The organism is Castellaniella hirudinis (assembly GCF_047468865.1).
In the GTDB taxonomy this organism is placed as follows: Bacteria; Pseudomonadota; Gammaproteobacteria; order Burkholderiales; family Burkholderiaceae_B; genus Castellaniella; species Castellaniella hirudinis_A.
In genome coordinates this window covers 698,735-721,926 of the sequence record NZ_JBLGTV010000001.1, presented here as the reverse complement: position 1 = coordinate 721,926, position 23,192 = coordinate 698,735, and the positions used below count along the sequence as shown (strand labels likewise).

Here is a 23,192-nt window from a genome sequence, read left to right as displayed (position 1 = left end):
GCATGAACCATATCGTCTTGGACTTGCACTATGAAGACGGCCAGCGCCAGCAGCGGCGGCATCGCTTGCCTCTGCAGATCGGCCGGGAGGCGGATTGCGGCCTGGTCTTGAAGGCGTGGCGCGTGGCCCGCCATCATGCCCGGCTGTTGCTGCGCGACGGCGATCTGTGGCTGGAGGACGGCGGCTCTTTGTTCGGTTCCCAGGTCAACGGCCAGCGGGTGGCATCCTACGGCCCTTTGCTGCCCAGCGACGAACTGGTGATCGGCCCCTGCTTGATCCATGCCCGCGTGCTGGATGGGCCGGGCGGTGATCCGGCCCATGCGGCGGCGTCGCCGGCCACCGAGCCCGCACCGGGCGCCGCCGGCCATGGGGGCGGATCAGACCGGGCCGAGGCGGCGCCGGCGCCTGACGCGGCGGCCGCGGCCGATCCGATGCCGCAGGAGCGCCCGGCGTCGCCGCCGGCCTGGACGGCATTGCGGCGCCGGCTGCACGACCACCTGATCCAGGCCCTGCAACTGAAGCGCCGGGATATCGCCGGCATGAGCGACGCGGCGCTGCGCGCCGAGGCGACTCGGATTCTGAGCCAGTGCATTGACGCGGAAGATCATGTGCCGCCTGAACTGGATCGGGCCTGGATGGTGCGCGAGCTGGTGAACGAAGCCGTGGGCCTGGGGCCATTGGAACCCTTGCTGGCGGACGCCGGTGTGACTGAAATCATGGTCAACCGGCATGACGAGATTTTTGTCGAGCGGGCGGGACGCCTGGAGCGGGATCCATCCAGCTTCAGCAGCGAACAGGCCGTGTTGGGTGTCCTGGAGCGGATCGTGGCGCCGATCGGGCGGCGGATCGACGACAGCGCCCCCATGGTGGATGCCCGTTTGCGCGACGGTTCGCGGGTGAATGCGGTGATCGCGCCCATCGCCCTGCGCGGGGCCAGCCTGACCATTCGCAAGTTTCCCCGGCGCCGCCTGGATATGCCGGATTTGCTGGCCGTGGGGGCCCTGGACGAGGCCATGGCCCAATTCCTGCGCCATTGCGTGCGGCACCGGAAAAACCTGCTTGTCTCCGGCGGGACGGGCTCGGGCAAGACCAGTCTGCTGAACATTCTGTCGAATGCGATTCCCCCGGGCGAGCGGATCATCACCATCGAGGATGCGGCCGAGCTGCGCCTGAACCACCGTCACTTGGTCAGCCTGGAAGCGCGTCCCGCCAACCTGGAGGGACGCGGCCAGGTGCAGATCCGCGATCTGGTGCGCAACGCCCTGCGCATGCGCCCGGATCGCATCGTGGTGGGCGAGTGCCGGGGGGCGGAAGCCTTTGACATGCTGGCGGCCATGAACACGGGGCATGAGGGATCCTTGACCACGCTGCACGCCAACAGCCCGCGCGATGCCCTGGGCCGCCTGGAAACCATGATCCTGATGGCCGGCATGGACTTGCCGCTGGCGGCGGTGCGCGAGCATATCGCCGCCAGCATCGAGATCATCGCGCAACTGATCCGGGCGGCGGATGGCCGCCGGCTGGTCAGCGCCATCGTGCAGGTCACCGGGATGGAAGGCGGCCGCATCCAGCTGCAGGAGCTCTTTACCGCCCAGCCGGGTCCGCCGGCGGTGTTCACGGGTTGCGGCCTCATGCCCGAAGGCTTTACCGGGCCCGGCGCCCTGGATCTGCAATTGTTCACCCAGCGCACCGTGCGCCAGGGCCGGGCGGCTCTGGCCGTCGATGCGCCGGCCGATCCAGGAGCCGGGTAATGCTGGAAGGCAGCCTGATTCTATTGATTGGCGGGGCCGTGACGGTGGGGGCCTGGCTGCTGCTGGCGCGCGCAGGACGCGCCTGGCAGGCTTATGCGCGGCGTTTGCAGGAAGACGCCCGGCAGACGCTGGACGCCAGTTTTTTGTTCCTGGACGTGGTTCAGCTGCGGCCGGCCCTGTGGTGGGCGGGCGGCGCCGCGCTGGTGTTGGCGGCTTGGCTGGTGGGGCGTTGGTGGGCGGTGCCGCCCGTGCTGCTGGGCCTGTTGCTGGCGCCTGCTTTGCTGTTGAAGCAGATGCGGCGGCGGCGGGCGCGCGCGTTCGATGCGCAGCTGCCAGAGTTGGCGCAGGCCCTGGCGGGCGCGCTGCGCGCGGGGTCGGGCCTGCAGCCCGCTTTGCAGCATATCGTGGCGCAGTCGCAGCCGCCCCTGTCGCAAGAGTTCGCCTTGATGCTGCGCGAACAGCGCCTGGGGCTGGGGCTGCATGAGGCCCTGCACAATCTGCGCCAGCGCCTGCCGACCGAGTCTTGCGGCCTGGTGGTGTCGGCGTTGGGGGTGGCGGCCCAGACGGGCGGCGGCCTGGCCGATACCTTGGAAAGCATTGCCCGGACGCTGCGGGCGCGGCAGCATTGGTTGGGGCGCGTCCAGGCCCTGACGGCTCAGGGGCGCATGCAAAGCCAGGTCATGGCCGGTCTGCCCGTGTGCCTGATGCTGATACTGAGCCAGCTGGAACCCGAAGCCATGGCCTTGATGTGGCAAACCTGGTATGGCTGGCTGGTGCTGCTCTTGATCGCGGGGCTGGAAATCGCGGGGATTGTCTGGATACGCCGTCTGGTGGCCATTGACGTATAAGCCGTTGACGCATAAGTCAGTGAAATACAAGCCACTGATGGGTAAACCACTGTCGCATCGTCCATCGGCGGGCATATCAGTGAAGGGAAAGGAGAACGGGAATGATCGGGTTCTGGTTGGGATTGGCCCTGGTAGGGGTCGCCGTGAGTTTGTCGTGCTGGGTGTTGGGTTGGCCCTGGGCCGGCGAGGGGGCCGCCGGTCGGGATCGGCGGGCATTCTGGTGGCCCTGGGTGCGGGCGCTGGCTCCCTGGTGCGCGCCCTGGGTCAGCTGGGCCATGCGCCGTCATTTGCGGCAATGGGGGCCTCGCGCCGGCCTGGCGGACGCCTGGCGGGCCGAGCACTGGCTGGCGGCCCGGGTGTTGTTGGCAGCCTTGGGCCTGGGGATCGGCGCGCTGATCGCCGCCGGGTTCGGCCTGTCCTGGCGGTTCGTGCCGTTGTGGTCGGCGGCCCTGGCGCTCGCCGCTTTTCTCTGGCCCAACCAATTTCTGCGCCGCCGGGCCGCTGCGCGGCGCCAGCGCATGCTGCGTGAGCTGCCGTTCATGCTGGATCTCATGACGCTGTGCGTCGAGGCGGGGCTCAGTCTGCAGGCGTCCCTGCGCCAAGTGGCCGATCACGCGCCTGCCGGGCCTTTGCGTCAAAGCCTGCGCGATGCCTTCGCGCTGGAGCGCACCGGGCTGGGGCGCGCCGACTGGCTGGCCCAATGGGCGGATTGGACGGATCTGCCGGGTGTGCGCAGCCTGGTGCTGTCCCTGGCGCAGGCCGATCACTTGGGCATGAGCCTCGGGCCGGTGCTGCGCGCCCAGGCCGAGCGTCAGCGCAGCGAACGTTTTTTGCGCGCCGAGACCCTGGCCTTGCAGGCGCCCGTCAAGATGCTGTTTCCGATGGTGCTGTGCATTTTTCCCTGCACGTTTCTGGTGATCGGCTTTCCTGTGGCGGTGAAGCTCATGGATGCGGGCTTGTGAACCGGCTGCTCTGGCGGCCGCCGGGCGGCGGGCCGAGAGACTCGCCGGCGTGGTGCCGCCGGCCGCATGTCTTGTCTTTGCGTCTGGCCCATGGCTTTGGCCCGCGGTTGCGGGGCCTGCATGCCTGGCCCGCCTGGGGCGATCAGCCCTGGGGGCTGGTGTTCAGGCGCTGCAAGGCGGTGCATACCGGGGGCTTGGCGCAGCCCCTGGATGTGGTGTTCGTCGATGCCCGGGGCGGGGTTGTGCGGTGCGTGCCGTCTTTGGCGCCCAACCGGCTGGTCTGGTGCGGGCGGGCCGAGGCCGTCATCGAGCTGCCCGCGGCCTACTGCGGCCAGTCTGGCTGGCGGGCCAGGATTCAACTGGCCTGGGCGTCCCTGAATATGGTGGCGTAGATGGGGTAGAACGTGCTGTACAGCAAGGCGGTCACCACGATGTCCAGCAGCAGCGAGCTCCACGCCAGCAGGTTCGCCGGCAGGCCCGTGCCCGCCAGGGCATCCAACAGCAGATGCGCGCCGTAGAATACGGCGGCCCAGGTGCCGGCGTACAGGACGATGGGCCACTTGTTGCGCCAGCAGGCCACCATGGAATAAAACAGGGCCCGGCGCAGCGGCAGCCGGTGCCAGCCCATCAGGGCCGGGGCGTGCCAGAACAGGGCCGACAAGACCACGTAGAAAGCGCCGAACAGCACCAGCGGGCCGGTCATGGCCTGAGCCAGGGCGGTGTAGTCGGGCTGGGCCTGCCCCCCCATGGCGGCCAGCAACTGGGCCATGAAGGGCAGCACGGCCGCGAAGGCGGCCAATACCGAGCAGGCGAAATACACCAGGCCCAGACGCAGCAGGGTGGGGGTGGTTCCGGGCGTTGTCGCCGGGGCCAGCCACATGCCGGGCAGCATGCGCTGGCCCTGGCTCAGGTGGCGGCCCGCGCACAGGGTCAGGAAAGTCAGCAGGGGGGTCAGGACGATCAGAATCATCTGGCCCAGCAACGGGATGATCGAGCCCAGGTTGATCAGGAAACTGGTGGCGACGCTCCAGAACAGCATGGCGGAAGGCTGTCGCCGGCACAGGGCGTAGCCCTGGATGATCCAACCCCAGCCCGCGTTGACGGGCAGAATGGCGGCTTGCAGGTTGACGGGGTTCATGCGCTGGCCTGTGGCAATGCGGGGGCGGCCTGGGTGCTGCGCAATTGCAAGATCCGCTGAAAATGGCGCGGGTCGTGGGGCTTCAGCGTCTGGGCTGGGCGGGGCAGGTAAAAATCGTACAGCCGGGAAACCCAGAACCGCAGGGCCGCCGCCCGCAGCACCACCGGCCAGGCGGCGTATTCGGCCGGGGTGAAGGGGCGCACCGCATGATAGGCCTGCAGCCAAGCCTGCAGCCGGCGGCGCACGAAGGCCCCGGTTTGCCGCTGGATGCACCAGTCGTTCACGCTGACCGCGACGTCAAACAGCCAAGTATCGCAGCCGGCAAAGTAAAAGTCGATGAATCCGCCCATGTGCGGCGAATCGAAAGTGCCGTCAAACAGCACGTTGTCCCGGAACAGATCGCAGTGCGCCGGGCCCGCGGGCAGCGCCGCCAGGCGGCCGTCGGCGGCAAAATCGACCTGCTCCCGCAGGCTGTGCCGCAGTAGGGCCGCTTGCTCCGCGTCCAGGAAGGGCAGCACTTTGGGGGCGGTTTCCCGCCACCAGGGCAGCCCGCGCAGATTGGGCTGTTGCAGCGTGAAATCCTGCGCGGCCAGATGGGCCTGCGCCAGCGTGGCCCCGGCCAGGGCGCAATGGGCCGGGCCGGGCTCGGGCTCGTAGCCGCCCTTCAGTCGGGTGACGATGGCCGCTGGCTTGCCGTGCAGTTCGGTCAGACGGGTGCCGTCGCGCAAGGTCTGCGGCTGCGGCACCGGGACGCCCCGGGCCGCCAGATGGTGCATCAGTTCGATGTAGAACGGCAGTTGCGCCGCCGTCAGCACCTCGAACAGGGTCAGCACATAAGCGCCTTGGGTGGTGTCCAGAAAATAGTTGGTGTTTTCGATACCGGCGGTGATGCCGCGCAGCGTGACCAGGTCGCCCAGGTTGTAGCGTTGCAGCAGCAGACGGGCGTCGTCTTCGGAAACAGAAGTAAATACGGCCATGGCGCAAGCAGCCGGTTGCCCGGTTGCTATCAGATTGAATCAGCGCGACATTTTAGACCAAACCAAGCAAGCAAAGGGATCGCCGCTTTATCGTGCCCGCATCGGCCATCCCATTATTCCCATGCCGGCCACGCGATCGCTCCCGCATCGGCCATCTTATCGTTCCCGTGCCCGCCACGCGATTGTTCCCGTGCCGGCCGTCGGCACGGATCGCGCCGCTGAAGTTAAAATGGCCGTTGTTTCTGAATAGGCAAGTCATGGCGGATTGGCATTTGTGCGTGGCCCCGATGATCGACGTCACGGATCGTCACTGTCGGTATTTTCATCGGTTGTTGGCCCCCAAGGCCCGTTTATATACGGAAATGATCACCACGGGGGCCTTGCTGCATGGGGATGCCGCCCGTCACCTGGACTACGATGCCGCCGAACATCCCGTGGCTCTGCAGCTGGGGGGCAGCGAACCCGACGCGCTGGCCCGGGCGGCGCGCCTGGGCCAGCGCTGGGGCTACGATGAAATCAATCTCAATTGCGGCTGCCCGTCCGAAAGAGTCCAGCGCGGGGCCTTTGGCGCTTGCCTGATGGCCGAGCCCGGGCTGGTGGCCGATTGCGTGCGCGCCATGCAGGACGCCGTGTCCGTGCCGATTACGGTCAAGCACCGCCTGGGGCTGGACTACGATGAATCCTACGGCTTCGTGCGCGATTTCGTGGGGCAACTGTTCGATGCCGGCTGCCGGGTGTTCGTCGCCCATGCGCGCAATGCGGTGCTGAAGGGCCTGTCGCCCAAGGACAACCGCGAAAAACCGCCTTTGCGCTACGCCGAAGTCCTGCGGCTGAAGCAGGATTTCCCCGAGGCCGCCATCGTGTTGAACGGCGGCCTGGCCGATGGCCCCGCCTGCCTGGACTGGATGCGGCAGCTGGATGGCGTGATGCTGGGGCGGGCGGCCTGGCACCACCCGGATATCCTGGCGCAGTTGGGACGGCACCTGGATGCCGGGGCCGCGGCCTGGGATGCGGGGTTGGCCGCCGAAGACGCCGCGTTCAACCAAACCGTTCTGGATCGCTTTGCGGCCTATGCCGAAACCCAGCACGCGCAAGGCGTGCCCATGCATATCCTGGTGCGCGGCCTGCTGGGCTGGCGCATGGGCCGGGCCGGCGCGCGGCAATGGCGGCGGCGGCTGTCCGACCCGGCGGCCCTGAAGGCCGGTGGCCCGGCCGTGCTGCGCGACGCCTGGGCCGCCTTGCAGGCCGCGTGACGGCCCGTCAAGGACGGGGACAGGCCATCAGGATTCGATGCTGTTGTCGCTGGGCCAGTCGCGGATATAGGCTTTCAGCATGTTGTTTTCGAATTGCTGGGCCTCGACGATGGCGCGCGCCATGTCGTAAAAGGAAATCACCCCCATCAAGGTGGGGCCGTCCATCACCGGGATGTAGCGGGCGTGCTTGTCCAGCATCAGGCGCTGGACTTCGTCCGCGTCCGTATTGGGGGTGACGCTGACGGGCGCGTCGTCCATGATGCTGCGCACGGTGAAGTCGCCCGCCTGCCCGTCGTGCTGGTTCAGGTGGTTGATGATTTCACGGAAAGTCAGCATGCCGACCAACTGGCCGTGTTCCATGATGACCAGCGAGCCGATATCCAGCTGGCTCATGGTGGTAATGGCCTCGCGCACCGGCATGTCGGGCGTGCCGGTATACAGCGTGTGGCCTTTGACGCGGAGAATTTCGTTGACTTTCAGCATGAGGGTGTCCTTGGGCCACGCGGGCGGCGGGTTATCGGAAGGTCTGGCGCCTTCCTGATCGAGCGAGTGTGTTTATTGTGCATCATTCGCCGGATTTTCGGTAGCGCGCTGCCCGAACAAGTCTTGCAAGGTGGGGGGCTGTCCGGTCAGGGTCTGGGCGATGGCCTGGGTGGTCGGGCCGTCCAGCCCCGGCTGCTGGCGATCCAGCAGCAGCCGGTCGCACAGGGGGCCCAGGTTGGCCTGGCTGGGGTCGCAGGCCAGCACCCAGTGGTCGTCGTCCGCCGAAGGCACGGCGTAGCCCAGCGCCCGCAGGGTTTCCAGTATGTCGCGCAGGGTGTCGGGATGCACGCGCAGGTGTTTTTCAAAAAAAGCCGGGCTGCATCCGGGCGGCAGGGTGGCGCGCGCTTGCCATAGCAGCCTGAGTATCCCCAGCGCGTCGATCAGCTGCGTCCCGGGGTGGCGTTGCAGCACCCAGCGGTGCAGGCGCAGGGCGGGCAATAGCGAGGCCACCGTCGCCCCCAGCAGAATCACCAGCCACGACAGGTAGATCCACAGCAGGAAGATCGGCAGGGTGGCAAAGGCACCGTAGATGACGGTATAGGAAGGGAATCGCGTCAGATACCAGGCGAAGCCGACCTTCATGGCGGTCAGGACGATGGCGGTGCCCAGGCCGCCGATCAGCGCGTCGCGCCAGAGCACTCGGCAATTGGGGACAAAGACGAACAAGGCGGTAAAGCCCAGCGTCGAGACAAGAAACGGAACGATTTCCAGCAGCAGGCCCAGGCCCAGGGAAAGATTGCCGATGTAGCCCAGGGATTCGCGCATCAGCGTGGTGCTGGCCCACAGACTGGCGCCGGTCAGGATCGGCCCCAGGGAAATGATCGCCCAATACACCAGCAGGCGCTGGCGCAAAGGGCGCTGCTGGGCGACGTTCCAGATTTCGTTGAAGGCCTCATCCACCGTCATGATGAGCATGATCGACGTCACCACCAGAAACCCGCCGCCCACGGCGGTCAGCCCCGACGCCTGGGCGGCGAACTGGTTCAGGTAGCGCATGATGGTGTCCGAGAAGGACGGCGGCAGCAGGCTCTCGCCGAGAAAGCTTTCGAGCGCCTGGTGAAACTGGGCGAACAGGGGGAAGGCCGTGAACAAAGCCAGCACGACCGCCAACAGCGGAACAATGGCCAGCACCGTGGTGAAGGTCAGGCTGGATGCCACTCGGGTCAGCTTGCGGTGCGCCGCGAAATCCAGGGTGAAACGCAGCACGTCCAGCAAGCGGGCGTGGGTTTTGGGGGCGAGGGCGGCGGGGGACGAGGGCTGAGTCATCGGTCGGGCAGCGAGTTTCGAGCCATAATAGCAGCATGGAAACGAAACTCAATAAAAGCCTGCACCGTCTGGCCTGCGTCTGTCTGCTGGGCTTGATCGTGTTGTGCCTGGGCTGGGAGCTCTGGTGGGCGCCCATGCGGCCCGGGGGCACCCTGATGGCCCTGAAGGCCGTGCCGCTGTTGTTTGGCCTGCGCGGCGTGCTGCAGGCGCGCCTGTATACCCTGCAGTGGGTGGCCATGCTCAGTCTGCTGTACCTGATGGAAGGGGTGGTGCGCGCCTGGTCCGACTTCAGCGTGGCGTCCCAGATCCTGGCGGGGGCCGAGATCGTGCTGTCGCTGGGCCTGTATCTGGGGGCCATCCTGTATGTGCGCCCGGCGAAACGGGCGGCGCGCCGCCGGCGCCCATCATAAGCGGCCCATATGTCGCCGCATCCCGCCCCTTTGTTTGCCGCCAGCCAGGTGGCCTGTTCCTTTGCCCGCCTGCCCGCCGCGTTCTATGCCGCCTTGCCGCCCCGCCCCCTGGATCAGCCGCGCCTGCTGCATGCCAATCCGCAGGCCGCCGCTCTGCTGGGCCTGTCGGCCGCCGACCTGGACAGCGCCGACTTCCTGGAACTGTGCGCGGGCCATGCCCGGCTGCCTGGGGTGACGCCCCTGGCCACGGTATACAGCGGCCATCAGTTCGGCGTCTGGGCCGGGCAGCTGGGCGATGGCCGGGCGCATTTGCTGGGCGATGTGCGCGGTCCCGGGGGCACGTTTGAAATCCAATTGAAAGGCTCGGGCCGCACACCGTATTCGCGCATGGGCGACGGCTGGGCCGTGCTGCGCTCCAGCGTGCGCGAGTACCTGGCCAGCCAGGCCATGGCCGGCTTGGGCATTCCCACGACGCAGGCCATGGCGCTGGTCGGTTCGCAGGATCCAGTGATGCGCGAAACCCTGGAAACCGCCGCCGTGGTCACGCGGCTGGCCCCCAGCTTCGTGCGTTTCGGTCATTTCCAGCATTGGGCCCGTTCGCCCGACATGCAGGCCATCCTGCTGGATTATGTCGTCGCCCATTGGTTTCCCGACTGCTTCCAGGGCACGGCCGCGCAGCCCGACCGGCCCGCCACGGCCTGCCGCCTGCTGGCCGAGGTGTGCCGGCGCACGGCGCGCCTGATGGCGCAGTGGCAACTGGCCGGCTTTTGCCACGGGGTCATGAACACCGACAATATGTCGATCCTGGGCCTGACCCTGGATTACGGCCCCTACGGCTTCATGGATGCCTTTCAGGCCAACCACGTGTGCAATCACACGGATACCCTGGGCCGCTACGCCTGGAACGCCCAGCCCGCGGTGGCCCAATGGAACCTGACCCGCCTGGCCGAAAGCCTGCTGTGCCTGGGCTGCGCCCCGGCCGACCTGGAAGCCGCGCTGGCGGGCTTTGAAAGCGAATTCCTGCGGGCTTACCACCAGGGCCTGGCGCATAAGTTCGGTTTCACGGATTGGCGGCCCGAAGACGCCGCGCTGGGCGACGACTGGTGGGCCTTGTTGCACGCGCAGCGGGCCGATTTCACCTTGGCATTCCGCTATTTGTCCCAGGCGGATCGTGATCCGGCCCGCTGGCTGGGCCTGTTCGCCGACCCCGCCGCCGCCCGGGCGTGGCTGACGCGCTACCAGGCCAGGCTGGCGCAGGCCGCCCGGCCCGCGCCGCAGCGCCGCGCGGCCATGGATCGCGTCAATCCCTTGTACGTTTTGCGCAATCACCTGGCGCAGCGGGCGATCCAGGCCGCGCAGCAGGGGGATGCCACCGAGATTGCGCGGCTGATGGCCTTGCTGCAAGACCCCTGCACCCCGCAGCCGGGCGGCGATCCGTATGCGCAGCCGCCCGCGGCGGATGCGGCGGCGGTGGTGGTCAGCTGCTCGTCCTGATCGCCCTGGCGCGCGCGGGCGGCGGCATGGGCTTGTGCCATAATTCCGCTCATGTGCCGCCTTGTGGGCGTCACGAGCTTTCTTTTGACTTTTTCCCACGGTAACTCTGACTATGTCCGGCAACACATTGGGTCGTTTCTTTCGTGTCACCAATTTCGGTGAATCCCATGGGCCCGCGATTGGCGCCGTCATTGATGGCTGCCCGCCCGGCATGGCGCTGTCCGAGGCCGATATCCAGGCCGAGCTGGATCGCCGCCGGCCCGGCACGTCGCGCCACGTGACGCAGCGCCGCGAACCCGATGCCGTCGAAATCCTGTCCGGCGTCTTCGAAGGCCAGACCACGGGCGCGCCCATCGGCCTGCTGATCCGCAATACCGATGCCCGCAGCCGGGATTACGCGCAGATCGCCGATACCTTCCGGCCCGGGCATGCCGACTATACCTACTGGAAAAAATACGGCATCCGCGACCCGCGCGGCGGCGGGCGCTCGTCGGCCCGGCTGACGGCGCCCACCGTGGCGGCGGGGGCGGTGGCGCGCAAATGGCTGATGCAGGAACACGGCGTGCGCATCCGCGGCTACATGAGCCAACTGGGGCCGATCGCCATCCCCTTCGAGTCCTGGGATGCCGTGCCGGACAACCCTTTCTACGCCCCCAATGCGACCATTGTCCCGCAGCTGGAAGCCTTCATGGACCAGCTGCGGCACGATGGCGATTCCATCGGGGCGCGCATCGAGGTTCAGGCCGAAGGGCTGCCCGCCGGCTGGGGCGAACCCATCTACGACCGCCTGGATGCGGACATCGCCCACGCCATGATGGGCCTGAACGCGGTCAAGGGCATTGCCATCGGCTCGGGTTTCGATTGCATCGCCATGCGCGGGTCCGAGCACGGCGACGAGCTGGGGCCGGACGGTTTCCTGGCCAATCACGCCGGCGGGGTGCTGGGGGGGATTTCCTCGGGCCAGCCCATCCGGGTGTCCCTGGCCATCAAGCCCACGTCCAGCATCCGCATCGAACGCCGTTCGGTCAACCGCGCCAACGACCCTGTCATGGTGCAAACCCTGGGTCGCCACGACCCGTGCGTGGCGATCCGGGCCACGCCCATCGCCGAGGCGCTGCTGGCCATCGTGCTGATGGATCATGCCTTGCGCCATCGCGGGCAGTGCGGCTGAACCTGTTACCCGCAATACTAGGATCGGCGCTGGTCTTGTCGCCCCCGGCCAGGCTGGCATAATGGTTTTCAGCGCCGCTCCGGCGCGCCGGCCGCCGCTCCGGGCGGGCCGGGCGCGGGGGCCGGCGATCCATTCATTTGCCGAGACACGACCATGCCCCAAACCCTGTACGACAAGCTCTGGGATGCCCATGTGGTGCATCAGGGCCCCGATGGCACCTGTATTCTGTACATCGACCGCCATCTTGTTCACGAAGTCACCAGCCCGCAGGCCTTCGAGGGCCTGGCGCTGGCGGGCCGCAAGCCCTGGCGCATCGCCGCCAACCTGGCGGTGGCCGACCACAACGTGCCCACGACGGATCGCTCCCAGGGCATCCAGGATCCGGTCTCGCGCCTGCAGGTGGATACCCTGGATAAAAACTGCGACGACTGGGGCATCACCCAGTTCCGCATGAACGACCGCCGCCAGGGCATCGTGCACATCATCGGGCCCGAGCAAGGCGCCACCCTGCCAGGCATGACGGTGGTCTGCGGGGATTCCCACACCAGCACCCACGGCGCCATGGGCGCCCTGGCCTTTGGCATCGGCACCTCCGAGGTCGAGCACGTCCTGGCCACCCAGACGCTGCTGATGAAAAAAAGCCGCAACATGCTGGTGCGGGTCAATGGGCAACTGCCCTTCGGCTGCACCGCCAAAGACCTCATCCTCTACGTCATCGGCCAGATCGGCACGGCGGGCGGCACGGGCTACGCCATCGAATTCGGCGGCAGCGCCGTGCAGGCCCTGTCCATGGAAGGCCGCATGACCATGTGCAACATGGCCATCGAGGCCGGCGCCCGCTCCGGCATGGTTGCGGTGGATCAGACCACGGTGGATTACTTCAAAGGCCGCCCCTATGCCCCCGAAGGCGCCTTGTGGGATCAGGCCGTGGCCTACTGGAATACGCTGCATTCCGACCCGGACGCCGCGTTCGACCGGGTGGTGGACATCGACGCCGCCCTGATCCAGCCCCAGGTCAGCTGGGGGACGTCGCCCGAAATGGTCACGGCGGTCGGCGGCCAGGTGCCCGATCCAGCCCAGCAGCCCGATGCCGTGCGCCGCAAGGGCATGGAACGCGCCCTGCAGTACATGGACTTGGCGCCGGGCACGGCCATGACGGACATCGCCATCGACAAGGTCTTCATCGGGTCGTGCACCAATGCGCGCATCGAAGACCTGCGCGCCGCGGCCGCCGTGGCCAAGGGCCGCAAGGTGGCCGCCAACGTGCGCCTGGCCATGGTGGTGCCCGGCTCCGGCCTGGTCAAGGCCCAGGCCGAGCGCGAAGGGCTGGATCGGGTTTTCCTGGATGCCGGCTTTGAATGGCGCGAGCCGGGCTGTTCCATGTGTCTGGCCATGAATGCCGACCGCCTGGAGCCCGGCGAACGCTGCGCCTCGACCTCCAACCGCAACTTCGAAGGCCGCCAGGGGCAGGGCGGGCGCACCCACCTGGTCAGCCCGGCCATGGCCGCCGCCGCCGCCGTGGCTGGACATTTCGTCGACGTGCGCACTTTCCAATAGGACTCATCATGCAAGCCTTTACCACACACCAAGGGCTGGTCGCCCCGCTGGATCGGGACAACGTCGACACCGACCTGATCATCCCCAAGCAGTTCCTGAAGTCCATCAAGCGCACCGGCTTCGGGCCCAATCTGTTCGACGAACTGCGCTATCTGGATCACGGCGAACCTGGCATGGACAACAGCCAGCGGCCCGTGAACCCGGATTTCGTGCTGAATTTCCCGCGCTACCAGGGGGCCTCCATCCTGCTGTGCCGCAAGAACTTCGGTTGCGGCTCCAGCCGCGAACACGCCCCCTGGGCCTTGCAGCAGTATGGTTTTCGCGCGCTGATTGCGCCGTCCTATGCGGATATCTTCTTCAATAACAGTTTCAAGATCGGCCTGCTGCCGATTATCCTGCCCGAAGACGTGGTCGACCAGCTGTTCCAGGCGGTCGAGTCCACCCCGGGCTATCAGCTGACGGTCAACCTGGATCAGCAGCAGGTCATTGCCCCGGACGGCGCCGCGTGGACATTCGACATCGGGGCCTACCGCAAAGAATCCCTGCTGAAGGGCCTGGATGAAATCGGCCAGACCCTGCTGCATGCCGATGAAATCCGCGCCTTCGAGGCCCAGCGCCTGGCCAGACACCCCTGGCTGGCCAAGGACGTGCCCGCCCATGCCTGATGGATTTTCCGTCTTATCTTCCAGCAAACCTCTTTATTGACTCAAGCGAATAATATTGACATGACTGCGAAAATTGCCGTATTGCCGGGCGATGGCATTGGCCCCGAAATCGTCGAGCAGGCCGTGCGCGTTTTACGTGCCCTGGATCTGGATCTGCGCTTCACCGAGGCCCCGGTCGGCGGGGCCGCCTATGCGGCCCAGGGGCATCCCCTGCCGCAATCCACCCTGGATCTGGCCTTGCAGTCCGACGCCATCCTGTTCGGCGCGGTGGGCGACTGGAAATACGATGCGCTGGAACGCGCCCTGCGCCCGGAACAGGCCGTGCTGGGCCTGCGCAAGGCCCTGGGCCTGTTCGCCAATCTGCGCCCCGCCATTCTGTACCCGCAGCTGGCCAATGCGTCGTCCCTGAAGCCGGAAGTCGTGGCCGGCCTGGACATCCTGATCGTGCGCGAACTCACCGGCGATATTTATTTTGGCCAGCCGCGCGGCGTGCGCACCCTGGATGACGGCCCCTATGCGGGCGAGCGCCAGGGCTTCGACACCATGCACTACGCCGAGACCGAAGTCCGGCGCATCGCCCATGTCGCCTTCCAGGCGGCGGCCAAGCGCCAGGGCCGGCTGTGCAGCGTGGACAAGGCCAACGTGCTGGAAACCTCGCAGTTCTGGCGCGACATCGTGATCGACGTGGCGCGCGACTACCCCCAGGTGCAACTGACCCACATGTATGTGGACAATGCCGCCATGCAGCTGGTGCGCGAACCCAAGGCCTTCGACGTGGTGGTCACGGGCAATCTGTTCGGCGACATCCTGTCCGACGAGGCCGCCATGCTGACGGGCTCCATCGGCATGCTGCCCTCGGCGTCGCTGAACGCCAGCCGCCAGGGCCTGTACGAGCCCAGCCATGGCTCGGCCCCCGACATCGCGGGGCAGAATATCGCCAATCCCCTGGCCACCATTCTGTCGGCCGCGATGCTGCTGCGCTATTCGCTGGATGCCGGCGCGGCGGCCGACCGCATCGAGGCCGCCGTCCAGGCGGTTCTGGCCCAGGGATTGCGCACGGCGGACATCTACGAAGACGGCGCCACGCGGGTTTCGACCTCGGAAATGGGCGATGCCGTGCTGAAGGCATTAGAATAAGCAATTCTTTCCAATTTAATTTGCATCGGGCGGGGTTTTATGGCGCAGGCAGTAGGTTTGGTCGGGTGGCGCGGCATGGTGGGGTCGGTCCTCATGCAGCGCATGCGGGACGAAAACGATTTCGCATTGTTCGAACCCGTGTTTTTTTCCACCAGCAACGCGGGCGGGGCGGCGCCGCAGTGGGCGCAAGGGGCCGGGCCTCTGCAAGACGCCTATGACGTCGATACCCTCAAAAAGCTGCCGATCATCGTCACGGCCCAGGGTGGGGACTACACCTCGGCGGTCTATCCCAAACTGCGCGCCGCCGGCTGGGACGGTCTCTGGATCGACGCCGCCAGCACCCTGCGCATGAACGACGATGCCGTCATCGTGCTCGACCCCGTCAACCGTCCCGTGATCGACGCCGCCCTGCAGCGCGGCGTGCGCGACTACATCGGCGGCAACTGCACCGTCAGCTGCATGCTGATGGGCCTGGCCGGCCTGTTCAAGGCCGATATGGTCGAATGGCTCAGTTCCATGACCTACCAGGCCGCCTCCGGCGGCGGGGCGCGTCACATGCGCGAACTCCTCACCCAGTTCGGCATTCTCAATCAGTCCGTCGGCGCGCAGCTGGCCGATCCCGCCTCGGCCATCCTGGATATCGACCGGGGCGTGCTGCAGGCGCAGCAAAACCCCGATCTGCCCCGCGAAAACTTCGGCGTGCCCCTGGGCGGCAGCCTGATCCCCTGGATCGACAAAGACCTGGGCGACGGCGTGTCCCGCGAAGAATGGAAAGGCGGCGCCGAAACCAACAAAATCCTGGGCCGTGGGCCGGGTTTCGACGCGCCCGCCGTGCCGGTCGACGGCCTGTGCGTGCGCATCGGCGCCATGCGCTGCCACAGCCAGGCGCTTACCATCAAGCTGCGCGACGACATCCCCCTGGACGAAATCAACGACGTGATCCGCGGCGGCACCGATTGGGCGCGCCTGATTCCCAACGAAAAAGAACCCTCCATGCAAGCCCTGACCCCCGTAGCGGTGACGGGCACGCTGGACATCCCGGTGGGCCGCTTGCGCAAGATGTCCATGGGGCCGCAGTATCTCAGCGCCTTCACGGTGGGCGACCAACTGCTGTGGGGGGCGGCCGAACCCCTGCGCCGCATGCTGCGCATCGCGCTGGGCGAACTCTGATGCCTCGCGCAGCCCATCTGGCCGGGGGTATCCTGGCGCTTGCCTTCCTTTTCGACGGCGCGGCCCAGGCGGCCAGTTTCGGGCATGCGCGCCTGTTGTCCGCCGCGGGCGCCCCCCTGGCCATCCGCGTGCCGATCCAGGGCCTGTCCTCGGCAGATCTGCAGGCCTTGTCCGTCCGGCCCGCCCCGGCCGCCGACTGGGCCGCCGCAGGGCTGACGCCGCCCGTGGCCCTGGATCACTTGCGCGTCAGCGTCGAAGTCGGCGCCAAACCCTCGGACAGCCGGGTGCTGCGGGTGGATTCCAGCCTGCCCTTCGTCGGCGGCCTGGCCGATCTTTTGCTGGAGGTGCAGACCGCCGCCGGGCGGCAGCGCTACCAGGTCTCCATCCTGGCGCCCGGGCCGGTGCAGGCCCCGCCGGCGGCGCCTGCCCGCGCCGTGGCGGGCGACGTCCCGGCGGCCGCCGTCGAGGCCGCGCCGGCGCCCACCAGCCGCCGCGTGCCCGCAGGCGCGATCACCATCCATGGGGGCGACACGATGTGGCGCGTGGCGCGCCGCCATGCGGTCGATCAGGTCACGATCTATCAGTTGATGATGGCTCTGCAGCGGGCCAACCCCCAGGCCTTCATCCACGACAACATCAACCTGCTGCGCACCGGCGCGGTGCTGACCATGCCCAGCCGCGACGACATGCTGTCGATTTCCGATGCCGAGGCCCGGCGGCAGTTCGTGGCCCAGACCGCCGCGTTCAATCGCTTGCGCGGCACGCTGGCCGCATCGACGGCGGCCCCGCCGGCGGGGCAGGGCGCTTCAGGCCCGGTTTCCACGGCCGCCCCGCCGACGCCTCGGGATGCGTCCAGCGCGGGGGATCGCCTGCAACTCAGCCAGGGCAGTTCCGCCGATGCGGACGCCGCCCGGGGGCATGCCCTGAAAGACGCCGAATCCCGCGTGGGCCAGTTGCAGGACAATGTGCAGAACCTGAATCAGGCGCTGCAGGCGCAGGGCGAAGCCGCCCGCAGCGCGGTGGTCGATGGCGCCAAGGCCGTGACCGAATCCATCGACAAGATCGCCGGGGCCATCAGCCAGGCCAGCCAGGAAGCCGCCAGCCAGGCGGATGCCCGGCTTGAAGCCGGGTCGGCGGACGGCGGCGGGGCCGGGCCGGCGGATGCCGCTGCGCCGTCCGCCTCGTCTTCGGCGGCGGGGGCGGGTTCATCCCCGGATCCGGCTGCCAGCCCATCGGGCGTCCCGCCCGGTCAGGCAACGGGTTCGCCGGACGCCCAGCCGCAGGATGGCGCGGCCCATGGCCCGGCCGATGCGCCCGCCAACGGCGCAACAGCGGCCCCGTCGGCGGCTGCGGCGGCCGGCGGGGCCGCCGCGCCGACAGACGCGGGCGCGGCGGCTTCCAGCGCGGGCGCGGCATCCACGGCGACGCAAGCTACGGCCGCGCAGGCAATGGAATCCCGCACATCCGCCCAGGCGTCGGGGGCGGCCGCGTCGGCCGCGTCCCGGCCGGGCAGCGCATTGGGCACGGCGGCCGGCCCGGGGCTGGCGGCGGCGTCCGCCGCCCCGGCCGATGATGCCGCCGTGTCCATTCCCGCGCCGTCGGTCAAGACCGAACACCGCGTGTCCTGGATTCAGGATCACCTGCTGGCGGTGATGTCGGGCCTGTTGGCCTTCATCGTCCTATTGATTGCGTGGCTGCTGCGCCGGGCCAATCTCACGCGCGATGCGGCCGATGCCGGCCAGGTGGTCACGGATGCCATGGTGCGCGAAAAACTCCAGGGGGTGGATCTGGACCTGCCCGTGCGCGACGCGCCGCGCCGTTGATCGGACGGACGGGCTGAATGGGCCGAATCGTGCTGGGCCTGGCCTACGACGGATCCGACTGGCACGGCTGGCAGACCCAGCCGGATCGCCACACGCTGCAAGATGCTCTGCAGGACGCGCTGGCGCGCTTCCTGGCCCAGGCCGCGGTGCCGACGGTCTGCGCGGGCCGCACCGATACCGGCGTGCATGCGCTGCAGCAGGTGGTGCATCTGGACACGGCGGCCGAGCGGCGCGATGAATCCTGGGTGCGCGGGCTCAACGCCTTGCTGCCGCCCAGCGTGCGCGTGCAGTGGGCCCGGCCCGTGGCGGCGGACTTCCATGCCCGGTTCGATGCGCGGGCGCGGACATACCTGTATCTCCTGCACAGCGCCCCGGTGCGGTCGCCGATTTTGCGGGGCCGGGCGGGCTGGGTGCACGATGCGCTGGACGGCGACGCGATGCGCGCGGCGGCCGGCCTGCTGCTTGGCCAGCACGATTTCAGCGCATTTCGCTCGTCGCAATGCCAGGCCCGCAGTCCGGTGCGCACCCTGCAGCAGCTGGACATCCAGCGCCAAGGCGATTTTTTCATTTTCCGGTTTTGCGCCAATGCCTTCTTGCACCACATGGTGCGCAACCTGATGGGCTGCCTGCTGATGGTCGGCCGGGGGCGGCGGCCGCCCGGCTGGGTGGGCGAAGTCCTGGCTGGTGCGGATCGCCGCCGCGCAGCGGCCACGTTCATGGCCGATGGCCTGTACCTGGCCCATGTGGCCTATCCCCACGCGCCCGGTCTGCCCCTGGAAACCGCCGCCCAGGCCATGCGGCGGCACATGGGGATTCCCCTTTCTTGGTGAATTCCCCAAGATGTCCGCCCGTCACGCCGGGTCGGCATCAGCTAGAATTGGACGTTTGACAATGGCCGGGGCGCTTGGGCCCCGACGTTTCGTGCAGTATGGGCGGGCCGATGAAAATACTACTGAAAATAGCCAGCTGGATTGATGCGCTCAATACGCTGGTGGGGCGCGGGATCACCTGGCTGGTGCTGGTCGTGGCCGTGATCAGCGCCGGCAACGCCATCATGCGCAAGTTCTTCAATCTCAGCTCCAACGCATGGCTGGAGCTTCAATGGTATTTGTTCGGCGCCATCTTCCTGCTGGCCGCCGGGTTCACTTTCCTGCGCAACGAGCATGTGCGCGTCGATGTGCTGTCGCAGCGCCTGTCCGAACGCGCGCAGGTGGGCATCGAGATCTTCGGGGTGCTTTTCTTCCTGTTGCCGGCGGCCTGCCTGGTGCTGTGGCTGTCGATCCCCTTCTTCTGGGACTCGTTCATCTCCCATGAGCTGTCATCCAATACGGACGGGCTGATCCGCTGGCCGGCCAAGCTGCTGCTGCCCGTGGGCTTCGGCCTGCTGATTCTGGCGGGGGTGTCGCATCTGATCAAGTGCATCGGGTTTCTGCGCGGAGATTGCCGCAACCCCATGCAGGTCTCGGACGGGAAATCCTCCGAAGAAGCCCTGGCCGACGAGATTCTCGCCCAGCGGCTGGCCGCCGAACACAACGTGCCGGCACAGGGGCGCTGACCATGGCATTTATCGTCGATAATCTTGCGCCGATCATGTTCTGCAACCTGATCGGGTTCCTGCTGTTGGGTTTTCCGGTGGCCTTCTCCCTGGCCGCGACCGGGGTGGTGTACGGCCTGGTCGCCGTCGAGTTCAACCTCATGAGCCCCTTGCTGTTCCAGGCCTTGCCGCAGCGCATCTTCGGCATCGTTAGCAACGACTCGCTGCTGGCCGTGCCGTTTTTCACGTTCATGGGGCTGATCCTCGAACGCTCGGGCATGGCCGAGGATTTGCTGGATACCGTCGGGCGCTTGTTCGGTTCGCTGCGCGGCGGCCTGGCCATTGCCGTGGTGTTCGTCGGGGCCTTGCTGGCGGCCACCACCGGGGTGGTGTCGGCCTCGGTCATCTCCATGGGCCTGATTTCCCTGCCCATCATGTTGCGCTATGGCTATGACCGGCGGTTGGCCGCCGGGGTCATCGCGGCCTCGGGCACTTTGTCGCAGATCATCCCGCCGTCGCTGGTGCTGATCGTGCTGGCCGACCAACTGGGCCGCTCGATCGGCGACATGTATCGCGGCGCCATGCTGCCCGGCCTGTTGCTGGCCGGCGCCTACATGGCCTACGTCTTTCTGGTGGCGTTCTTCCGGCCCGGCCAGGCGCCGGCCTTGCCCCCGGAGGCGCGCGGCGAGGTCGATGCGCGGGGCCGCCGGGGCTTGCGCTCCCTGTTGGTGCTCACCGTGATCGCCGCCGCAGCCGCGCATTTCGGCTCTGATTATTACTTCCGCTCACACACCGACATCCCCATGGACGAGCGCGTCGTCATCGTGCTGCTGATCTGGGGGGTGGCGGCCCTGGCCATGGCCCTGGGCAACCGCGTGCTGCGCCTGGGCTGGCTCTCGAAGCTGGCCGAGCAGGTGGTCTTCGTGATGATTCCCCCCCTGGCGCTGATCTTCCTGGTGCTGGGGACGATCTTCATCGGCGTGGCCACCCCCACCGAGGGCGGGGCCATGGGGGCCATGGGGGCGCTGATCATGGCCGTGTCCCGGGGACGGTTCTCGCTGACGCAGTTGCGCCAGGCCATGGAGAGCACGGCCCGCCTGACCTGCTTTGTGATCTTCATCCTGGTGGGGTCCACCATTTTCAGCCTCAGCTTCCGGGGCATCAACGGCGACCTGTGGGTCGAGCAGCTGCTGCTGCACATCCCGGGCGGCGAAACCGGCTTCCTGGTGGTGGTCAGCCTGATGACGTTCTTCCTGGCGTTCTTCCTGGACTTTTTCGAGCTGGCGTTCATCATCGTGCCGCTGCTGGGGCCCGTGGCCGATAAGATGGGCATCGACCTGATCTGGTTCGGCGTGCTGCTGGCCGTCAATATGCAAACTTCCTTCGTCCATCCGCCGTTTGGCTTCGCCCTGTTCTACCTGCGCTCCGTGGCGCCCAAGGAAGACTACCGCGACCGCGTCACGGGCCGCCTGATCGCCAAGGTCACCACGGCCCAGATCTACTGGGGTTCCATCCCCTTCATCATCATCCAGATCCTGATGGTGGCCGCCGTGCTGGCCTTTCCCGGCATGGTCACGCATTACAAAAGCGACGCCCCGACCATCAATCCATCCAGCGTGACGTTTGGCCAGGAAAGTGCCTATGGCCTGGACAGCTACGACGGCGAAGACGACGGGGGCTTCCAATGACGCCGCCGCACCGCACCCGCGTCAAGATCTGCGGCTTGACGCGCCCCGGGGATGTCTCGCTGGTGGTGGCCGCGGGGGCGGATGCCATCGGCCTGGTCTGTTTTCCGGGCAGCAAGCGCCATGTCGAGCCGCAAGCCGGCGCGCAGCTGCGGTCGGCCGTCCCGGCCTTCGTCAGCACGGTGTGTCTTTTCGTCAATCCGCAGGCCGACGCGGTGTGCCGCGCGCGGGACGCCATGCGCCCCGATGTTCTGCAGTTTCACGGCGACGAAAGCCCGGCCTTCTGCCGCCAGTTCGGCGTGCCCTACATCAAGGCGTTTCGCTTGGGGGCGCCAGGCCTGGAATCCCCCGCCCAGGTCGCCGAATCCTGCTTGCGCTACCCGGACGCCGGCGCCTGGCTGTTCGACAGCCACAGCGCGGGCTTCGGCGGCAGCGGGCAGCGCTTCGACGCCCGCCTGCTGCAGCAGTTGCCGCGCCGTCCGGCCGACCCCGCCATGGTGCTGTCCGGCGGTTTGCGGGCCGAGACCGTGGCGGCCGACATCGCGCATTGGCACCCCTATGCCGTCGACGTCAGCAGCGGGGTCGAGTCCGCCCCGGGGATAAAAGACCCCGCGCGCGTGCACGCCTTCATGCAGGCGGTGGCCCGGGCCGCCGCCCCATGAATCCATCCTCCGGGACTCATGGTTAAAATGTTCCCCTACCTGGGCCATGCCCTCGAATAATACCCCCCAAAGGAGCCTCAAATGAATCTGCATCCTGTCTTGCGCAACCTGGCCGGTGTGGCCGCACTGCTGGGCGTCATGGCTGTCCCCCAGGTCCAGGCCCAATCCGTCGCCGTCACCTCGATCGTCGAGCATCCCGCCCTGGATTCCGTCAAGGACGGCGTCCAGGAAGCCCTGGACAAGGCCGGTTACACGCAGGCCAAGGGCCTGAAATGGCAGTTCCAGACGGCTCAGGGCAATACGGCCATCGCCGCCCAGATTGCACGCAAGTTCATCGGCGACAAGCCCGACGTGATCGTCGCCATCGCCACGCCGTCGGCCCAGGCGGTGGTGGCCGCCACCAAGACCATTCCCGTGGTCTATTCCGCCGTCACCGATCCGGTCGCCGCCCAGCTGGTGCCCGGCTGGGCGGCCTCGGGCACGAACGTCACCGGCGTGTCGGACGCGCTGGCGCTGGATGCCCAGATTGCCCTCATCCAGAAAATCGTGCCCGATGCCAAGCGCGTCGGTATGGTCTACAACCCGGGCGAAGCCAACTCCGTGGTCGTGGTCAAGCAGCTGCGCGAGGCCCTGCCCAAGGTCGGCATGTCGCTGGTCGAAGCCACGGCGGCCCGCACGGTGGATGTGGGCGCCGCGGCGCGTAGCCTGGTGGGCAAGGTCGACGTCATCTACACCAACACGGACAACAACGTCGTGTCGGCTTTTGAATCCCTGGTCAAAGTGGCCAATTCGGCCAAAATCCCCTTGGTGGCCTCCGATACCGACAGCGTCAAGCGCGGCGCCATCGCAGCCCTGGGGGTCAATTACCGCGACCTCGGCGTGCAGACCGGCAACCTCGTGGTGCGTATCCTGAAAGGCGAGAAGCCCGGCGACATTCCGTCCGAAACCAGCGCCAAGCCCGAACTCTTTGTCAATCCCGCCGCCGCCGAAAAACAAGGGGTCGTCCTATCCGACGCCTTGCTGAAATCCGCCGCCGAAATCGTCAAGTAATCCGGCAGCGGCCTGTGTCCGCGCGGGCGGCCCCGTGCGGACACAGGCTGCGGGCCCGCCCGATGAAATCCAATCCCTGAGCGGCCAGGCAGGGCC

General features: G+C 67.4%; 23 protein-coding genes. 19 read left to right on the top strand and 4 right to left on the bottom strand.

What is annotated here, in order from left to right:
- Nucleotides 1-2 precede the first annotated feature (2 nt).
- The 4 genes from ACMHYJ_RS03460 (at nt 3) to ACMHYJ_RS03445 (ending at nt 3,953) form a co-directional block, all read left to right on the top strand.
- Nucleotides 3-1,751, top strand: coding sequence for an ATPase, T2SS/T4P/T4SS family (locus ACMHYJ_RS03460; protein ID WP_414244796.1), 1,749 nt, complete (start codon nt 3-5; stop codon nt 1,749-1,751).
- Nucleotides 1,751-2,599 (top strand): type II secretion system F family protein, encoded by an 849-nt coding sequence (locus ACMHYJ_RS03455; protein ID WP_414244795.1) that lies wholly within the window; start codon nt 1,751-1,753, stop codon nt 2,597-2,599. The genes ACMHYJ_RS03460 and ACMHYJ_RS03455 overlap by 1 nt, the downstream gene beginning before the upstream one ends.
- 101 nt (nt 2,600-2,700) lie before the next feature.
- Nucleotides 2,701-3,561, top strand: coding sequence for a type II secretion system F family protein (locus tag ACMHYJ_RS03450; protein WP_414244794.1), 861 nt, complete (start codon nt 2,701-2,703; stop codon nt 3,559-3,561).
- 71 nt (nt 3,562-3,632) lie between these two features.
- Entirely contained in the window at nt 3,633-3,953 is a 321-nt protein-coding gene (locus tag ACMHYJ_RS03445; protein WP_414244793.1) for a DUF192 domain-containing protein, read from the top strand.
- On the opposite strand, the gene ACMHYJ_RS03440 is transcribed toward ACMHYJ_RS03445, so the two are convergent.
- A complete protein-coding gene (locus ACMHYJ_RS03440) occupies nt 3,917-4,699 on the bottom strand; it encodes a BPSS1780 family membrane protein (RefSeq protein WP_414244792.1) in 783 nt (260 codons plus the stop codon). The two genes, ACMHYJ_RS03445 and ACMHYJ_RS03440, sit on opposite strands and share 37 nt — an antisense overlap.
- Entirely contained in the window at nt 4,696-5,676 is a 981-nt protein-coding gene (locus tag ACMHYJ_RS03435) for a homoserine kinase (RefSeq protein WP_414244791.1), read from the bottom strand. The genes ACMHYJ_RS03440 and ACMHYJ_RS03435 overlap by 4 nt, the downstream gene beginning before the upstream one ends.
- Between ACMHYJ_RS03435 and ACMHYJ_RS03430 the strand changes: the two genes are divergently transcribed.
- On the top strand, nt 5,675-5,926 hold the full coding sequence (locus ACMHYJ_RS03430; protein ID WP_414244790.1) for a hypothetical protein: 252 nt from the start codon (nt 5,675-5,677) through the stop codon (nt 5,924-5,926). The genes ACMHYJ_RS03435 and ACMHYJ_RS03430 overlap by 2 nt on opposite strands.
- 7 nt (nt 5,927-5,933) lie before the next feature.
- Nucleotides 5,934-6,929 (top strand): tRNA dihydrouridine(20/20a) synthase DusA, encoded by a 996-nt coding sequence (gene dusA / locus ACMHYJ_RS03425; protein WP_414244789.1) that lies wholly within the window; start codon nt 5,934-5,936, stop codon nt 6,927-6,929.
- A gap of 27 nt (nt 6,930-6,956) precedes the next feature.
- On the opposite strand, the gene ACMHYJ_RS03420 is transcribed toward dusA, so the two are convergent.
- Both ACMHYJ_RS03420 and ACMHYJ_RS03415 read right to left on the bottom strand, forming a co-directional pair.
- Nucleotides 6,957-7,412, bottom strand: a complete 456-nt coding sequence (locus ACMHYJ_RS03420) for a CBS domain-containing protein (RefSeq protein ID WP_414244788.1) — start codon at nt 7,410-7,412, stop codon at nt 6,957-6,959.
- Nucleotides 7,413-7,484: 72 nt separating this feature from the next.
- Nucleotides 7,485-8,738: a YihY family inner membrane protein gene (locus tag ACMHYJ_RS03415; protein ID WP_414244787.1), complete on the bottom strand. Its 1,254-nt coding sequence runs from the start codon at nt 8,736-8,738 to the stop codon at nt 7,485-7,487.
- A gap of 35 nt (nt 8,739-8,773) precedes the next feature.
- Here ACMHYJ_RS03415 and ACMHYJ_RS03410 point away from each other — a divergent pair, with 35 nt between their 5' ends.
- The 13 genes from ACMHYJ_RS03410 to ACMHYJ_RS03350 all read left to right on the top strand — a co-directional run bounded on the left by ACMHYJ_RS03410 (nt 8,774) and on the right by ACMHYJ_RS03350 (nt 23,096).
- Nucleotides 8,774-9,148, top strand: a complete 375-nt coding sequence (locus tag ACMHYJ_RS03410) for a DUF2069 domain-containing protein (RefSeq protein ID WP_414244786.1) — start codon at nt 8,774-8,776, stop codon at nt 9,146-9,148.
- 9 nt (nt 9,149-9,157) lie between these two features.
- Nucleotides 9,158-10,642: a protein adenylyltransferase SelO gene (locus tag ACMHYJ_RS03405; protein ID WP_414244785.1), complete on the top strand. Its 1,485-nt coding sequence runs from the start codon at nt 9,158-9,160 to the stop codon at nt 10,640-10,642.
- Nucleotides 10,643-10,754: 112 nt separating this feature from the next.
- Nucleotides 10,755-11,813, top strand: a complete 1,059-nt coding sequence (aroC, locus tag ACMHYJ_RS03400) for a chorismate synthase (RefSeq protein ID WP_414244784.1) — start codon at nt 10,755-10,757, stop codon at nt 11,811-11,813.
- 153 nt (nt 11,814-11,966) lie between these two features.
- A complete protein-coding gene (gene leuC, locus ACMHYJ_RS03395; RefSeq protein WP_414244783.1) occupies nt 11,967-13,370 on the top strand; it encodes a 3-isopropylmalate dehydratase large subunit in 1,404 nt (467 codons plus the stop codon).
- A gap of 8 nt (nt 13,371-13,378) precedes the next feature.
- Nucleotides 13,379-14,035 carry a 3-isopropylmalate dehydratase small subunit gene (leuD, locus tag ACMHYJ_RS03390; RefSeq protein WP_414244782.1) on the top strand — a complete coding sequence of 219 codons (657 nt, stop codon included), beginning with the start codon at nt 13,379-13,381 and terminating at the stop codon, nt 14,033-14,035.
- Between the two features lie 60 nt (nt 14,036-14,095).
- Nucleotides 14,096-15,172, top strand: a complete 1,077-nt coding sequence (leuB, locus tag ACMHYJ_RS03385; protein ID WP_414244781.1) for a 3-isopropylmalate dehydrogenase — start codon at nt 14,096-14,098, stop codon at nt 15,170-15,172.
- 39 nt (nt 15,173-15,211) lie between these two features.
- Complete coding sequence (gene asd / locus ACMHYJ_RS03380; protein ID WP_414244780.1) at nt 15,212-16,342, top strand: aspartate-semialdehyde dehydrogenase; 1,131 nt, start codon at nt 15,212-15,214, stop codon at nt 16,340-16,342.
- Nucleotides 16,342-18,165, top strand: coding sequence for a FimV/HubP family polar landmark protein (locus ACMHYJ_RS03375; protein WP_414244779.1), 1,824 nt, complete (start codon nt 16,342-16,344; stop codon nt 18,163-18,165). The genes asd and ACMHYJ_RS03375 overlap by 1 nt, the downstream gene beginning before the upstream one ends.
- Nucleotides 18,166-18,182: 17 nt before the next feature.
- Complete coding sequence (truA, locus tag ACMHYJ_RS03370; protein ID WP_414244778.1) at nt 18,183-18,995, top strand: tRNA pseudouridine(38-40) synthase TruA; 813 nt, start codon at nt 18,183-18,185, stop codon at nt 18,993-18,995.
- 110 nt (nt 18,996-19,105) lie between these two features.
- Complete coding sequence (locus ACMHYJ_RS03365) at nt 19,106-19,720, top strand: TRAP transporter small permease subunit (protein ID WP_414244777.1); 615 nt, start codon at nt 19,106-19,108, stop codon at nt 19,718-19,720.
- Nucleotides 19,721-19,722: 2 nt separating this feature from the next.
- Complete coding sequence (locus ACMHYJ_RS03360; RefSeq protein ID WP_414244776.1) at nt 19,723-21,387, top strand: TRAP transporter large permease; 1,665 nt, start codon at nt 19,723-19,725, stop codon at nt 21,385-21,387.
- Nucleotides 21,384-22,046 carry a phosphoribosylanthranilate isomerase gene (locus ACMHYJ_RS03355; protein ID WP_414244775.1) on the top strand — a complete coding sequence of 221 codons (663 nt, stop codon included), beginning with the start codon at nt 21,384-21,386 and terminating at the stop codon, nt 22,044-22,046. Before ACMHYJ_RS03360 ends, ACMHYJ_RS03355 begins: the two co-directional genes overlap by 4 nt.
- A gap of 138 nt (nt 22,047-22,184) precedes the next feature.
- Nucleotides 22,185-23,096, top strand: a complete 912-nt coding sequence (locus ACMHYJ_RS03350; RefSeq protein WP_414244843.1) for an ABC transporter substrate-binding protein — start codon at nt 22,185-22,187, stop codon at nt 23,094-23,096.
- Nucleotides 23,097-23,192 lie beyond the last annotated feature (96 nt).

What these genes read in the sequence shown, in the direction of transcription:
- leuB (WP_414244781.1), top strand. Translation starts at nt 14,096, where the DNA reads ATGACTGCGAAAATTGCCGTATTGCCGGGCGATGGCATTGGCCCCGAA.
- ACMHYJ_RS03460 (WP_414244796.1), top strand. Translation starts at nt 3, where the DNA reads ATGAACCATATCGTCTTGGACTTGCACTATGAAGACGGCCAGCGCCAG.
- ACMHYJ_RS03450 (WP_414244794.1), top strand. Translation starts at nt 2,701, where the DNA reads ATGATCGGGTTCTGGTTGGGATTGGCCCTGGTAGGGGTCGCCGTGAGT.
- asd (WP_414244780.1), top strand. Translation starts at nt 15,212, where the DNA reads ATGGCGCAGGCAGTAGGTTTGGTCGGGTGGCGCGGCATGGTGGGGTCG.
- ACMHYJ_RS03410 (WP_414244786.1), top strand. Translation starts at nt 8,774, where the DNA reads ATGGAAACGAAACTCAATAAAAGCCTGCACCGTCTGGCCTGCGTCTGT.
- ACMHYJ_RS03440 (WP_414244792.1), bottom strand. Translation starts at nt 4,699, where the DNA reads ATGAACCCCGTCAACCTGCAAGCCGCCATTCTGCCCGTCAACGCGGGC.
- ACMHYJ_RS03365 (WP_414244777.1), top strand. Translation starts at nt 19,106, where the DNA reads ATGAAAATACTACTGAAAATAGCCAGCTGGATTGATGCGCTCAATACG.
- ACMHYJ_RS03420 (WP_414244788.1), bottom strand. Translation starts at nt 7,412, where the DNA reads ATGCTGAAAGTCAACGAAATTCTCCGCGTCAAAGGCCACACGCTGTAT.
- ACMHYJ_RS03350 (WP_414244843.1), top strand. Translation starts at nt 22,185, where the DNA reads ATGGCTGTCCCCCAGGTCCAGGCCCAATCCGTCGCCGTCACCTCGATC.
- ACMHYJ_RS03415 (WP_414244787.1), bottom strand. Translation starts at nt 8,738, where the DNA reads ATGACTCAGCCCTCGTCCCCCGCCGCCCTCGCCCCCAAAACCCACGCC.
- leuD (WP_414244782.1), top strand. Translation starts at nt 13,379, where the DNA reads ATGCAAGCCTTTACCACACACCAAGGGCTGGTCGCCCCGCTGGATCGG.
- leuC (WP_414244783.1), top strand. Translation starts at nt 11,967, where the DNA reads ATGCCCCAAACCCTGTACGACAAGCTCTGGGATGCCCATGTGGTGCAT.
- ACMHYJ_RS03355 (WP_414244775.1), top strand. Translation starts at nt 21,384, where the DNA reads ATGACGCCGCCGCACCGCACCCGCGTCAAGATCTGCGGCTTGACGCGC.
- ACMHYJ_RS03375 (WP_414244779.1), top strand. Translation starts at nt 16,342, where the DNA reads ATGCCTCGCGCAGCCCATCTGGCCGGGGGTATCCTGGCGCTTGCCTTC.
- ACMHYJ_RS03405 (WP_414244785.1), top strand. Translation starts at nt 9,158, where the DNA reads ATGTCGCCGCATCCCGCCCCTTTGTTTGCCGCCAGCCAGGTGGCCTGT.
- ACMHYJ_RS03430 (WP_414244790.1), top strand. Translation starts at nt 5,675, where the DNA reads ATGGCGCAAGCAGCCGGTTGCCCGGTTGCTATCAGATTGAATCAGCGC.
- ACMHYJ_RS03360 (WP_414244776.1), top strand. Translation starts at nt 19,723, where the DNA reads ATGGCATTTATCGTCGATAATCTTGCGCCGATCATGTTCTGCAACCTG.
- truA (WP_414244778.1), top strand. Translation starts at nt 18,183, where the DNA reads ATGGGCCGAATCGTGCTGGGCCTGGCCTACGACGGATCCGACTGGCAC.
- dusA (WP_414244789.1), top strand. Translation starts at nt 5,934, where the DNA reads ATGGCGGATTGGCATTTGTGCGTGGCCCCGATGATCGACGTCACGGAT.
- ACMHYJ_RS03435 (WP_414244791.1), bottom strand. Translation starts at nt 5,676, where the DNA reads ATGGCCGTATTTACTTCTGTTTCCGAAGACGACGCCCGTCTGCTGCTG.
- aroC (WP_414244784.1), top strand. Translation starts at nt 10,755, where the DNA reads ATGTCCGGCAACACATTGGGTCGTTTCTTTCGTGTCACCAATTTCGGT.
- ACMHYJ_RS03455 (WP_414244795.1), top strand. Translation starts at nt 1,751, where the DNA reads ATGCTGGAAGGCAGCCTGATTCTATTGATTGGCGGGGCCGTGACGGTG.